The 13,498-nt window shown below is 58.2% G+C and carries 13 protein-coding genes; 7 read left to right on the top strand and 6 right to left on the bottom strand.

Features of this window, described 5'->3' with window-relative positions:
- Window positions 1–230 precede the first annotated feature (230 nt).
- The 6 genes from panD to J2Z75_RS25015 form a co-directional block, all read right to left on the bottom strand.
- Window positions 231–683, bottom strand: coding sequence for an aspartate 1-decarboxylase (gene panD / locus J2Z75_RS24990; protein ID WP_209855944.1), 453 nt, complete (start codon window positions 681–683; stop codon window positions 231–233).
- Window positions 684–1,012: 329 nt separating this feature from the next.
- A complete protein-coding gene (locus tag J2Z75_RS24995; protein WP_209855948.1) occupies window positions 1,013–2,719 on the bottom strand; it encodes a ParB/RepB/Spo0J family partition protein in 1,707 nt (568 codons plus the stop codon).
- A 738-nt stretch (window positions 2,720–3,457) separates the two neighbouring features.
- A complete protein-coding gene (locus tag J2Z75_RS25000) occupies window positions 3,458–4,393 on the bottom strand; it encodes a DUF3991 and toprim domain-containing protein (protein ID WP_209855951.1) in 936 nt (311 codons plus the stop codon).
- Window positions 4,394–4,565: 172 nt separating this feature from the next.
- Window positions 4,566–4,748, bottom strand: a complete 183-nt coding sequence (locus J2Z75_RS25005) for a hypothetical protein (protein ID WP_209855954.1) — start codon at window positions 4,746–4,748, stop codon at window positions 4,566–4,568.
- Between the two features lie 690 nt (window positions 4,749–5,438).
- Window positions 5,439–5,825 (bottom strand): YdcA family protein, encoded by a 387-nt coding sequence (locus J2Z75_RS25010; protein ID WP_234937555.1) that lies wholly within the window; start codon window positions 5,823–5,825, stop codon window positions 5,439–5,441.
- A complete protein-coding gene (locus tag J2Z75_RS25015) occupies window positions 5,816–6,343 on the bottom strand; it encodes a thermonuclease family protein (RefSeq protein WP_234937556.1) in 528 nt (175 codons plus the stop codon). Before J2Z75_RS25015 ends, J2Z75_RS25010 begins: the two co-directional genes overlap by 10 nt.
- 289 nt (window positions 6,344–6,632) lie before the next feature.
- Between J2Z75_RS25015 and J2Z75_RS25020 the strand changes: the two genes are divergently transcribed.
- The 7 genes from J2Z75_RS25020 to J2Z75_RS25050 all read left to right on the top strand — a co-directional run bounded on the left by J2Z75_RS25020 (window position 6,633) and on the right by J2Z75_RS25050 (window position 13,488).
- Window positions 6,633–6,953: a hypothetical protein gene (locus tag J2Z75_RS25020; RefSeq protein WP_209855957.1), complete on the top strand. Its 321-nt coding sequence runs from the start codon at window positions 6,633–6,635 to the stop codon at window positions 6,951–6,953.
- Window positions 6,954–7,082: 129 nt separating this feature from the next.
- The gene (rpsU, locus tag J2Z75_RS25025) at window positions 7,083–7,316 is read left to right on the top strand and encodes a 30S ribosomal protein S21 (protein ID WP_209855959.1); all 234 of its coding nucleotides are present in this window, start codon (window positions 7,083–7,085) and stop codon (window positions 7,314–7,316) included.
- Window positions 7,317–7,420: 104 nt separating this feature from the next.
- The gene (locus J2Z75_RS25030; protein ID WP_209856423.1) at window positions 7,421–7,876 is read left to right on the top strand and encodes a hypothetical protein; all 456 of its coding nucleotides are present in this window, start codon (window positions 7,421–7,423) and stop codon (window positions 7,874–7,876) included.
- 873 nt (window positions 7,877–8,749) lie between these two features.
- On the top strand, window positions 8,750–9,448 hold the full coding sequence (locus J2Z75_RS25035) for a hypothetical protein (protein ID WP_209855962.1): 699 nt from the start codon (window positions 8,750–8,752) through the stop codon (window positions 9,446–9,448).
- Between the two features lie 33 nt (window positions 9,449–9,481).
- Complete coding sequence (locus J2Z75_RS25040) at window positions 9,482–11,518, top strand: S41 family peptidase (RefSeq protein ID WP_209855964.1); 2,037 nt, start codon at window positions 9,482–9,484, stop codon at window positions 11,516–11,518.
- A gap of 136 nt (window positions 11,519–11,654) precedes the next feature.
- The gene (locus tag J2Z75_RS25045) at window positions 11,655–12,338 is read left to right on the top strand and encodes an N-acetylmuramoyl-L-alanine amidase (protein ID WP_209855966.1); all 684 of its coding nucleotides are present in this window, start codon (window positions 11,655–11,657) and stop codon (window positions 12,336–12,338) included.
- A gap of 58 nt (window positions 12,339–12,396) precedes the next feature.
- Window positions 12,397–13,488 carry a YcaO-like family protein gene (locus J2Z75_RS25050; RefSeq protein ID WP_209855969.1) on the top strand — a complete coding sequence of 364 codons (1,092 nt, stop codon included), beginning with the start codon at window positions 12,397–12,399 and terminating at the stop codon, window positions 13,486–13,488.
- Window positions 13,489–13,498: the final 10 nt, after the last annotated feature.

A 13,498-nucleotide genomic window follows, 5' to 3' on the forward strand; every position in this document is an offset into this window, starting at 1 on the left:
GGCGCGGTACGCGGCCTTTGACCGGGACGCGCCCATGTCAGACCGCAGCAAAACCGAGGAGCAGGACCGGACCTATGGCTGGCTCCAGGTGGATCTTAAGTAATCGGGCGAAAGGTTTCAAAATGGCCTGGCATCAATCCGGCCGACGGCAGGCTCGCTTCCCCGTTTCATGGCAGCCGCCAGTTTCGTCAGGCCTGCCCACCACATACGTGGAGGTGCCTCGAGGGTTGCTATGCGCCAGACACAAGAAGTGGGATGGGCAGTGTCGCATTCGCCTCATCGAGGAGGTCGAACGTGTATCGTCCTTGCGCATCGACGTCGACCGAATAGCTCAAACGATCCCGCACCCGATTGTCTTCGTCGAAGGTGAGCACCTTCGGCTTCAACGACGTAATCCGCGTTTCGTCCAGATAGACCGAGTTGCAAATGATGACCTGATCACCGGGCTGACATGTGCGCGCGGCCGCTCCGTTTAAAATGCAGCACCTGGAACCGCGTTCGCCGAGGATGACGTAGGTGGAAATCCGCTCCCCGGAATTCTTGTTCCAGATCTCGACGAACTCCATGGGGAGAATACCGGCTGCTTCGCAATGGTCCGGATCCAGCGTAATGGACCCGTGGTAGTTAAGGTTCGCCTCCGTCACATGGATGCCGTGGAGTTTTCCTGCGACCAGCTTTCTCATCGTTCATCAGCCCTTCTTTTCGTCGCGACTTTATTAGAGCAAGGCCTCTCCGTCTGTAAGGTCTTTAAGCAGCCATCGCTCAGCGCCGAGCGCATTCCTCAACATATCGCCGCCCAGGCCCGTTGGAGGCGTTGCCATTACAGCCATTGGAATTACGTAGGGTTGATATGATCCGTCGCGGTTTGGCTCCCCGGCGTTTGCGTGCGGCAGTCATATCCGACCTCTCTTTTGCTTGTCAGTGGACGGTGTTGTCTCCTGTCACCGCCGTTGAAACAACAACGCCGCCAGCGAGAGCCGGCGGCGTTGGTTCAGGTTTTGAGCTTATCGGCCTACTCGGCCGCCTCGCGGAAGCCTTGCGCGGCGTCCTCATTCATCGCGCTACTGTCTTCCTCGAGCCCGTCTCCGACGGGTTGATCCACCGCGCCTTCCGCGATTTCGCTCCCATCATTCTCGGTTTCGATGGGTGCATGACGCGCCGCCCAGGCGCGGACGTCTTCCACTGCTGGCGCCAAGAGCGCTGTCGAATGAACGAGCTTTGCCTGAGCGAAATGTTCGACCAGAGCCGCCCTCGTGTCCTTCACCTTGATTCGACCTGGAACGCCCGCTGCATCCGCAGTTGCCTCCAGGGCATTGCGCGACAGGCATGAGAGGAAGTCTTCCGTGGCCATATTCGGCAGGAAGCCGTCCGCTCCAATCGCATCGCCGGCAATGCGGGCAATGAGCCCGCTATCTGAGCGGTTGCGCCGCAAGGACATGACGTCGATCAGAACCGAACGTGCGACCTGGACGAGCGTATCGCGATCGAAGGCGAGTTTTCCATCCTCGCCGATGAGCCGGGCAGCATGCGGCTCGCATTTGGCGTGGCCGTAAGGATTGTTCGAAGAACCGCTGGCGAAGGTGACATTCGTGCCGGCGAAAGCGAGAATGAGCAGCGCCATCAGCGTGTCCTGTTCGATCGGGGCACGCGCGAGTGCCTCGTGCAGTGCATCGGTGCGCAGGTCGCCGATCATGTCGAGACCCTTCTGCGTGACATTGGGCCGCTGCTTTTCTTCCGCAACATCTGCGGCGGGAACCGTGGCGCCATGGTCGGTCGCCCCCTTCTTGATCTCCGGCATACGATAGACGACGGATTGGACGGAGCCATCGCGCTGATTGACATACCAACCGGTGAGATCGCCCTTGCCCGCCTTGCCGTAGACCTGTTGAGCCTTGGCCGGCAGTTTGACCTGCCCGTATTCATTGGCTTCGATGATCGCGCCGCGCTTTGGCAGGTTGTTTGCCAGCCACTCCTGCTGCGCACTTAGAAACGCTTCTACGTCGGTCGTGTAGCGGCTGTCCTCGTCAGCGGGTGCAAATAGGTCCTCGACCCAGGTGATGCCATAAGCCTGTGCCAGATCCTCGCCGAAACTTGCATGTTTGGCCAGCATCCGGGTGGTGGTCAGCGCCCGGGCGACCTCCCACCACGACACCTGCGGATCCTGCTTCTTCGGCTTGTACTTCTTCCAGACCTCGGCCTGCTCGTCCTGCCCAGCGGCGGCGATCGTGCGCAACTGCTGCTCGTTCGGCATATCACCACGCGCCATCTGGTCGAGCATGGCGGGCAGTATATCGGCCAGAAGCTGCAGCTTGCGGATCTGCCGGCTGGGGAGTGCGAGCGCCATGGCGATCGACGCCTCGGTCCATCCGAGAGCCACGAGCCGCTCGATGGCGCGCCACTGGTCGACGGGGTTCAACGGTTCGCGGGCGATGTTCTCCGCAAACGACTGCATCGCGCCGAGATCGTCCGACGGATCGGCCAGCAGAAGCGGGATTTCCAAAAGTTCCGCGGCAATGGCCTGTGCGGCCCGCCTGTGGCCGAAGACGATGACGTAGCTGTTGCCGCCCTCCGGATCGCGTTTGACGACGGGCGGCTGCAGGACGCCGATCGCCTTGATCGATGCGCAAAGCAGTGCGTCGGACTGCGGTGATGGTTTCGACTGGCGGGACCTGTCGGGATTGTCCTTCAAGCTGCGCGGATCGGCTGTAATCAACTGCATGGGAATGACCTTTCGGTTTCGGGCGGACAGGATGTCCTTACCTCCTTGTCTTCTTCTCGAAGACATTTCCCGAACCGCAGGTCGGACCGACGGCTGCAATTGCGCCGGAGCGGACCCGGCTTGCGGACAAGCGAGGCACACTCGCCTTGCGAAGGACGCGGGCCCGGCCTGGCGACCGGGGCGTTTGAGGGAACCGTCAGCCGTTGTGCCGTGCTGCGAAAGGTTTTTCAAAATCTCCGTCTTCCAAAAGAATCCTCTCTCCTTCGCATTCTTTAAATCGTTGTTTTCAAATGTTATTTTTTCTACGATCTGTATTGCGCACCTGAGTTTCGATAAAAGGGGGATATAAACGAGCAGGCGGGAAATACCACGACCCTTCAAAACGACTTGGCGACAAAAGCACGATATAAAGCATGCCCCGTTCCAAGATCTGATTGCATTGTTTTTACTTGGCATTTTCGAGGTTCAATGCGTGAACAGCCCGCAAAAGCACCGAATCTTATACAAGGGGGATAAAAGGAGTTCTCGAATGTCGATCCCCAATCCCTGTTCGCTGCTCGATCGCTTGCTGCATGAGCCGAACGAAGGCACATGGCTCGAATTCAAGATCAACAACAAGGCCCCACGTGAGATCGGCGAATAGGTGTGGCCTGGTAACTCCGCTTGGGAGTCATCAAACGAGAAACCAATGACTTAGGTGATGGGTTTCAAGGGGCCGCTCGTCGAGCGGGCGAAGCTTCACCCTTGATGCGCTGACGGCGTATGCGGCAGCTCTCCCTTCTCCCGCCTTTCCTTCAATTCCTCATTCCAATCCTCGGCGCGTGGCCTCAGCCGAGAGAAGTCGCATCCGGCGACCTCCGCCATCTGCCGGATACGGTCTGCAAAGACCTCGCCTTGAACGTTATTGTCCGTCGCTGCGACAAGCTGCGCGTTTCGCTGGGATGCCAGGATCTCCAGCGCCTGAGCGGTCAGCGGCGACCAGCCGCCGCCGGTGCTGACATAGAGCGTGTCACCTCTTGCCTCCTCGATTGCTGCCAAGCTCATCGCGTCGATGGCCGCCTCCGTCACGCAGATGCGCCGCGCCGTTGTCACACCGAACCGGAAAAGCTGCTTGGCGCCCCCGGTCGCAAAACCGCGCCAATCGGGTCCGCGTTCTTCCCATCCGACGACCTGGTCTGCGCCATCGGCGTGTTTTGCCCACAGGCTGCCATACGGGCCTTCACGGATGAGATCGGCATCAATTGCCTTGCGGACGATATGCCAGGGAATTGCACGGCTTTGGGTCAGATAAGACCAAGTGGCAGAAGCGCGCCACGGGCGCTTGCGCTGTTCCCATCGTTGCGTGATCGGCGCGGTACCGGTCAGAACGCGCGATGGCCGCTCCCAAGCCGGCAGTGTGGGCTGATAGGCGACAAGTCCCCCAACCGCCGCGAGCGCTTCGGAAAATCCGCCGCCAATGAGATAGCTCGCAAGCGCAAAGACATCGCCTTTGGCGTCTGAACGCGCGTCGAACCAGCCTTTGTCGTCGTGAATGACGATAATGATGTCGTCGTCTCGCCGGAATTTGACGGCGCGGCGCGTGCTCTCCTTGAGATCAATCGCGAAGCCTTCGTGTTCCAACAGGGCGGAACAGCCGACCCGCACCCGAAGAGCTTGGATTTCAGCTTTCTCCATGTTGACTCCCCTTCTCTTTCATTCTGTTTCCTGACCAAGCGTCTCACCGGCGCGAAGACCCAAGCGCGCAAGGGCGCGGTTCACAACTCCCAAAAATGCGAGTAAAGCTCGCGGCGAAGCATCCCTTGCGCGCGCAGGAGCGCAAGCGGCATCCCCGGACGGGGAAACCGGCTCAATGAGCCGGTCCGTATGCGAAGGGGTCGTATTCGTGGATGATGGCGTCTTCATCGCCATCATATTCGGCGGAAGGCATGACGCCGATCTCTCCCTCCACCTTAAAGAGGGTGACCGGAACCATCAGGGTCCGGGCAAGATCGAGTGCGTGGTTTTGTGCGATGCTGAGATCGTGCGACATATGTGGCTCCATCCGTTGGCGGGGCCAATCCCCGCTCGATGGCGCCCGTTTGTCCGGGCTCGGCCGCGGTCACCTCGCAGGCGCAGCCGAGAGGTCGCAGGAACTGCGAACCCCTTGCGGGTTGACCGTCCAAGGACGGGACTGGATTAGGGATGCCAGACAAAAGAGCGGGGTTGGAAATGCCAAAGGTGGAGTGCGGCTGTCGTTTGATCTGATCTGCATGACCCGCTTCCCTGATCGGGCCACTGCCTGTCCGGATGCAATGAAGGGTGAGGTTGCCGTTGCCGTTGCTGTTGCTGACTTGCTGCTTGGAGCTACGCTGGGTGTGGATAGACGCATCCGATCGTTGATCGTGTCAGGGATGTTTACAGTGCAAAAGAAATGCGGCGATGATCGCCGCATACGCAAAGTTCCCAAGCCCTGCGCTTGATGCAGAGGTTTCAGGGCTTCACTCAAAATGGATGCAGCTCAAGCTCTGAAACGATCGAATGTTGTCACGCGGGTGGTTTGCGGGACGGCATCCGGGAGGGGATAGATCTCGGTCCGGAACCAGGAAAGGGGGCAGCGATGTCATGCTTGGGTTATTCTACGGTTTGGTGGTGGAATGAGCCCGCGAACGGCGCAAGCTACGGCCGGCTCGGTCTCCCGTTGCCTTAAATGCCGACGTGCGTTCCGCATAATCCTGATCAATTATTTCTTCAGATAGCTTTTCTTGCCGCTATCTGACAGGCAGTAGTGCCCGCCCCTCGGTCCGACGCAAAACCGGCCCGAGCGGCACGAGCAGTCGTCGGATAACGCTGGCGTCATTTCCTGTGAAGGCGAACTCATCAGACCTGCTCCTCCCATGACGGCGGAGCAGGATTTCTTGCTGGCGCTGACGGACCCATCTTTGCAGATGAACGTCTCTCCCTGGCAGCGATCAACGCCACCCTTGCGGCCGCTGCAGGGCGTGTTCGCGCCGTTCGCGGAGAGCGGTGCGACGATCAGAAGGACAACCAATATCGCCAGCAGCAACCTTGCCCGGATAGCAAAATGGCGGTGGACGATTTGCATTCCGTTTCGTGCTGTCAGCACCATGGTTCGCGCCTGCCGGTCCAGGTTCGTGCCAAACCCTCCGTCACCAGCTGGTTTCCCAACGACTGTCCGCCCCGCATGATCACACGAAGTTTTCGGCCATACTTGTCTTCGTCCCGGTTCTCAAACGCGGCGAGATCGAAGGCGCCGGCGTTGAGCATCTCGCGCAACCGCAGTTTCGTCCGTTCGCCAAGAGCTTTTTCAGAAGCACATTTGGGTTCGCCGATTTCCGGGGCATCGATATCGGCCACTCTGATCTTTGTGCCATCGAGCCAGAACGTGTCGCCGTCCACGACGCAGGTCACGCGTACGGGGCCACTGCACATGCTGAACTGCTTGGAGATATACTCGCCACTCGCGCTGGCAGGCATAAGGCTATAGGCGCCAAAACCGACGCCACACATCAACGCGAGCCCGACCGCTGCGATTTCGGCAGGCTTTACGTCCCACCTCGACTTTTTCGCTGCCTGAAATTTCAATATTTTGGTCATCACCGCCCCCATATTCAGGTTGTAGGGCATGCAGCTTTAGGATGCGTTACCGTCATCGTGAACGGATTGCCTTTGCATTTTTCCCCAACAGAACATCCTGATGTGTCTCTTTCGCCAATCATTCGCGGTTTTGCTTTGTGCGTATCCGCCTCTATCCCTTAGGCGAAGTCTCTGGCCACCCAAAGCGCGACGGCCCGCCGGTCACACTTTAACCGCACGCAGCGTCAAGACTATCACGGGGTGATGGGACCGCTGGGACACAAGGACATCCCGACGCCACGCCTGTGTTCAGGCAAAGCAAGCATAGCATGGGGGTCAGATGTCAGCTGAGGTCAGACGAAAAGCTGCAGAGAATGCGTTTCAGCGCGCGCGGGAGGCAGGCCGCCCCGTTGAACAGGACGACCGTTTCCACGCATGGATCGAAGAATGGATTGCCGGGCATATCGACATGCCGGAGGTTGCCCGGCGTTACCGCTCCCTCGTCCGCGAACGATCCGCCGCGCGTCGCTGCAGCGCCGCTGCAGCAATAGCAGCAGAACATATTCCGAACACGGACGAACCTGCAACCGCACAGCCCCTTGACCTTGAAACGGAGATCAATCGGTTGATGGATGAGGGTGGGCGAACTCCGAAAACTTAAATCTTCCTGGTTGCGGATAATTTTGCACGTTGATCGCGAAAAATCGCGGGCTGCCCGCTAGCAAAGTTCGGGCAAAACGTTAAGTTGCCGCCGGTTCCTTGCAGAATTGCAAGCGTCGAAAGGTTTTGAATGCAGGTATTGGTTCGCGACAACAATGTTGATCAGGCGCTTCGCGTCTTGAAGAAGAAACTCCAGCGTGAAGGCGTCTTCCGGGAGATGCGATTGCGGGAAGCCTTTGAGAAGCCGTCGGTGAAGAAGGCGCGCCAGAAGTCCGAGGGCATCAGCCGCCAGCGCAAGCTTGCTCGCAAGCAGCTCCAGCGGGACGGTCTCCTGCCGGCTCCAAAGAAGAAACCGGCTTTATAAGCTGTACACTTTAGCGATGATCCGCGTTTTCTCCGGACGTGACGACGACGTTCATGGAACGGAGCGTCACGATCCCTATCGACCGTCCCGTTTTTTGGCGTCCCATGGCCGTATTTTTCAGAAATTCCATCACCGAGGCCACAGCATTCGAAATGATTGAGGAACGACTGTCGAGCGGAAACGATTTCGACGGGTACTTCAATGTGTACGGCACGGACGACGAGCTTACCGTCTCCTGGACTCCGGCCATGAGCTCCGCGGAGTTTAAAGAGCAGGTGACAGATGCCTTGCGGTCGATCTGGCAGACGGCCCATTTTTGGCTAGTCTACCAGCGCAGCGACAGTCGCAATGACCTCGGCATCAACGAAATCAGAAATGCGGCAATCAGGTTGAGCGGCAGCTATCTAGAAACAGCTGTCGTCACTCTCTGCCTGCTCGGACGTATCGACAATAAAAACGATCTCGAGCTGATTTTCCTGTGCTTCCGGGAAGAGACCGAACGCCGCAATTTTCGCGTCCGATATGAAGGAAAGTTCGTGCCCGATGCACCGCAAGGCTGACGAGCATCTTGCCGATGCAAGGGTGCGAACATCAGCACCGACGCTGATCCAGATGCCAGTCAATGTCCGCTGGACTTCGTCTCAGACTAGCTCACCGAAGGGTATGCGGCACCGGATCTAAAGAGCGTGACGCAACGGCTCGAGTGGTCGCCGGGCTCGCCCGCCTTTACCAGCGGCAATGGCAATTCCGAGTTCGACTACGCCGCCCGTTTGGTTGAGTAACTGCTGCGATCGCAATTTTCGCGTCCGATATGAAGGCAAGTTCGTCCCCGATGCGCCGCAAGGTTGAACCAGCTCTTGCCGATGCAAAGGGTGCGAACATCAGCGTCGACGCCGATCCAGATGCCACCCAATGTCCGCTGGACTTCCTCGCAGAGTAGTTCACCGAACGGTTTGGGTTCCGGCGAGCATGGATCAACGCAAGCGAATATCCTCTGATTTCCCCATGATGTTGACCGATCCATCGTTTGGTCTTTACCCCGACCAGCACGGGCGAAAAGTCGGAGGTTGCCAGGCGCTGCGGCTCCGTTCTCGGTGAACGATCCGCATGCGCAGGTCCGAGTAGCGATCCAGAATGCAGGAAATTTCCAGAATCCGGCGTTCCTGATGCCGAACAGCCCCGCTTGGCCCGGAGACTGAGATCAAGCAGCTCCGAAAGGCTGAACGTACTGCGGCGCGGCCACCCCGCGAGTCTATTCGCAGCGCAAACGGCCAGTCACGATGATTTAGTCCTGAGTTCGGTTGTTTGTCTGCAGCCAATGCAAGCGGGTAAGGGGTTAGCTTCGCCTTCCTTAGCTCTGCAACCACAATTTCACGTTCGGATCACACCCATTCTCGTCTTGTGTTCTTCTGTCCTTCGCGGAGCGAACTGAAATGAAACAGAAATCAGCGCAATATGTACTCTTGGCTTCCGTTCTCCTTCTTGGCGTCGTTTGGTGGGCGGGGCAGATGCCATTGCTTTTGGCCTTTAAGCCCAAGCTTGCAACCGAAATCGTGCCGGGCTTGCTCACCGGCCTCTTCGTCATCGCTGCAGTTTCAGAACGCGCGATCGCAGTTTTAAACGACATTTGGTTCGGCGAAAGCCGTGAAAACCAGCAAGAGCTTGTACGCGCTAAAGGCAAGGAACTGGAGTCCGTCCTTTCAAGCTCAAGGGCCACGCTCGACATGCATTCCAAGATTGCAATCGAAGCCGCTCGTGCTGGCAGCATTCCTCCTCTCACCGCAGAAAGTATCGCGGCCATAACTTCGTCCAACGCCGGCTTTCCCGCCGCACGAATTGAAGCGATCTGCGCCGATCTTGCGGTACAAAACCAGACCCTTGTCACAGTCGATGCTAAGGCCGATCGCACCAGATTGAGCTTGGCGTTCGTCGCAAGCCTGCTGGTGGCTTTTGTAGGTGTCAGGGTTCTGGATTCATTGCTCGAAGGCACTCATCCGCCCCTCTTTCAGTTCGTCGACATCGTCCTGACCGCAGGCGTGCTTGCAGGGGGCACGACTGCGATCAACGCCATCAGTGAGCTCCTGGGCGGATATCTGAATGCTTCTCGGAAACGCGCTTTGGAAGGCAGCTAAGAGGACCTTTTGCAAAAATACCAGGAGGCACACATGACCGAAATACCGAAATATGATGGCGGCTCGCTAGAGGATTTGATCAATGGGGCAACCGACAGCGCAAAGGCGACATTGAGCAACGGCCACTGTCTTCGCGAATTCTTAAGCACGATTGATCACTTGGAAGTGTCGGAGCGGGAGCTCATCGTGGACCAAGCCATAACGCTGCTTGAGGATTTCTACGTGCATCTGCCCATGAAGCGGGCCATGCATGCAGTCGATCCACTCCAGCGACTGCGTCTGTTGCGCAGGCGTCTGAAAGATATCGAGAGCGAGATCACCTTTCACCACGAAATGACGGAAATCTTTACCTCGCTTCGTGACATGCACACCAATTATATTTTGCCGTCCTACTTCGCGAGGATGATCGCGTTTCTGCCATTCCGGGTGGCGCGATGCTTCGAGAACGATGAATGGTGTTATATCATGGCTGAGGGCATGCCGGGATTTGACCATCAAACCTTCAGGCGTGGCACCCGGATCCTCTACTGGAATGGCGTACCGATCGAGCGGGCCATAGAGATTGCTGCCTCCTATCATGCCGGGAGCAATACGGAGGCGCGACGCTCTCGTGGCGTTGCCGGCCTCACAAGACGTGCGATGAATATATCGCCGCCGCCAGACGAGGAATGGGTTGATGTGGGCTACGAAGCACCTGGTGGCGAACTCTTGGAGTTTCGCTGCGAGTGGATCATCACAAATCTGCCACCGGAAACGGAAGCTGCGCTTCCAGAAGACGGGACGGAACTTGCGGCAGCCTTCGGTATTGATCTCGAAGGCGATACATATCGCCGGATTAACAAACTGCTTTTCGGTCAACATGTGATTGAGGAGCAAAAGCGACTGGATTCTGTTCGCGAAGAAGCACGGAATCAGGTTGCAGCAAGAATGGCAGCGAGCGGAGAACTGGAAAGTGTGGCTGCGGCCGAGGAAACAGCGACCTCCAACGCGGTCGAAGGCCTTAAATCCACGATGCCGGATGTCTTTACGGCGAGCGTGAGGACCGTTGCAGGGCGGAACTACGGATATCTCCGGATCGCCACATTCTCGGTGACAGACGACCGGGCTTTCGTCAATGAATTCCTGCGATTGATCGAGCACAGCGAAATGCCTCAAGACGGACTGATCATCGATGTTCGCGGCAATGGAGGTGGTTTGATTTGGGCAGGCGAGCGCTTGCTGCAGCTTCTCACACCCAAGACAATCGAACCCAGTCGGGTCCAGTTCATAAGCAGCGCGCCAAACCAGCAGCTTTGCACGGGCATTCCTGCGTTCAGCTTATGGGCCAAGTCTCTTGAACGGGCAATGGAAACCGGCGCTGCCTATTCCGCTGCGTTCCCCATTACGCCGCCTGAGCGTTGTAACGATATCGGCCAACGCTATTACGGCAATGTCGTGCTGATTACCGATGCGCGCTGCTACAGCACCACTGACATCTTTGCTGCCGGATTCCAGGATCATGGGATCGGAATTGTTCTGGGTGTTGACAACAATACCGGCGCCGGCGGCGCCAATGTCTGGACACTCGACCTGATCAGGAGGTTCTTCAAGGACGCAAACATGCCTTCGCCTTTGCAAGCACTTCCCAAAGACGCTGACATGAGGGTTGCAATCCGCCGCACTTTGCGCGTGCGGGGCGAGGCTGGCACAGAACTCGAGGACCTCGGTGTTAAGCCGGATCGGCAATACAGGATCCGGCGCAACGATATCCTCAAAGAGGACACGGACTTGATCGCGGCCGCAGCCTCAATCATTAGAGAAATGGACGAAAAGCGACCACAGGTGATATTCAAACCCCTTGTCAGCCGCAGCGACAGCTTGCTTGAGTTCAGCGGTACTACACATAATCTCAGCCATCTCGACATTTTCGTCAATCAGCGGCCGCTCGCCTCGCACGAGATAGTGGACGCCCGCTTGGAATTTACTCTGCCGCTGAGCCCGTCTCTCCTTGCAACCGGGGCGCCTGTCGATCTGGAGATGAGAGGCTACGCGGGGAGTGAGCTTGCCTGCTGCCGGCTCATGCATGTCTGATTGAACATCTGCCGCCTTCACGTTTGGATCACGCGTCCAGCGACAATGATCTTTGTGTGGCGAACCGCCACGTTTCGCCAACCGAGGGAGAGACAGCCTCGGCGCGAAAACACAGACCAGACAAAGGAGAAAATTCATGCCAGATCCCAAGGGCTATTTGTTCGATTTGCCGGCCACCGGCCGGCCGGAATTCGCATCGTTGCAGGAAGAATGGTATCCTGGTGTCCAGGACTACTGGAGCCGCTCGACGTCGGCACGCATTTTCGATTTCATTCTGGGTATCCGCGCGGTCGTCATCCATGCCACGGCCGGCGTGTCATCGTCCGGCGCGATGAGCGTCATGCGCGATGGCAATGCCAGCTGGCATTGGCTCGTTCCGGACGAAGACGAAGAGGCACACGGCCAATTCGTATGGGCATGCGCTCCGGAAGCCCGCGCTGCCTGGCATGTCCGCAACGACCGGTCTCATGCTGCCGTCAACGGTGGCGCCACAAAAGTCAATCACTGGAGCCTTGGCATCGAGATCGTCAACTCGCAAAGGCGCGATGTGGTCGATCCGTTCTCCGAATGGCAGGTGACTGCCGCAGCGCGGATTGTTCGACACTGCTGGTGGAAATATCCAAACCTCAAGCAGGTCGTATCCCATGCCGTGCTCGATCCTGATCGCAGAACCGATCCGGGCTCGCATTTTCCATGGCAGACCTTTCGCGACCAGGTGATGGAGCGCCCGACGGAGTCTTTGCCCGTGGCCCTATCGAGAGCAACGCCGATGGCAGAACTCGCATCGCCAACGGTGTCGATCAGGACATGTTGCGCTTGACAGGTTGTCAACTCCTGCTGGCATTGCCTGGTGATGACAATCGCGGCAAGATCGGGGCATGAGCAATGCACAATCATTACGAAGGATGGCGGCAAGGCTGACCGGCATCCAAACCATTCGCCCTCCCGGTGCCCCCGGCGCGGTCATCGTTATGGCGCTGCTTCCGCAGGCAAACCGCCCAATGACATTTGCCGGATGCAACCTCGATGCCACGCAGGCATTTCAGGCCTGTGTTGGCGAGGCTGCGGAGTTTCTGGCGCAGAGCGATCCGCGAGCGGCCACAGCGATGCCTGTTCCTGACGATGCAATTACCGTCTCAGAGGTGTCCGCAGCACAGCAGCCGCAGCAGTGGCTGAGGGCCATGACCTTCCCGGAGGGAAGGCTGGTTTCGCTTCCTGCAGCAAGCTGTTGTTACCTTCCCGAGAGCGCCCACCTGGATATATCCACAGGCTGCGCTGCCGGCCGCAGCATCGAGGAGGCGCTGCTCCATGCCATGTGCGAAATCATCGAGCGCGATGCGGCGCGGCGCTGGTGGGGCGGCTCTCATGCAGCGCGGGGTATTGACGCTTCGCATCCTGCACTGATGGAGGCAATTGCGTGGCTTACTCACGCGCGGCGCGCTGTCTGCGATCGCGACGTCATTTTGCTCGACATCGGTGGCGATGCCGTCATCCCGGTGATCGCAGCAGCGTCGTTTTTGAAGAATGGCAAAGGGTTCGTTTTGGCCACGGCGGCGCATCCAGACATTACAAGAGCAGCGACAGGCGCTGTTCGAGAACTGGTACAGATGGAGTTCGGTCTGCTCCTTGCAACGATTAAACGCGATCGCGCCGGCCCCTTCGGCCTCGGTCAGACCGATCTGCGGCATCTCAGGCGCGCGGAAACGGTTGATCCCGGGTTTCCGGCCCTGAAATCATTGGCTCCGACCGTCTGGTGCCATGACCAGCCCCACGCGCAGACCGATCCCGCGGTCATCGCCCGTCGCCTGATTGATCGCGGCCATCAAGTCTTTGCCGCACGTCTCTCCAGCGATCCCTTCCTGCCAGTCGTCCGAATGCTCGTCACGCACATGCCAATCGCCATGCGTGCAAATACCTTGACATACAACGACGGTCTCTGGAATGGTGTATCCGCCACGGAACTGTATTAGCGAAGGCTAT

The organism is Rhizobium herbae (assembly GCF_017873135.1).
GTDB lineage: Bacteria > Pseudomonadota > Alphaproteobacteria > Rhizobiales > Rhizobiaceae > Pararhizobium > Pararhizobium herbae.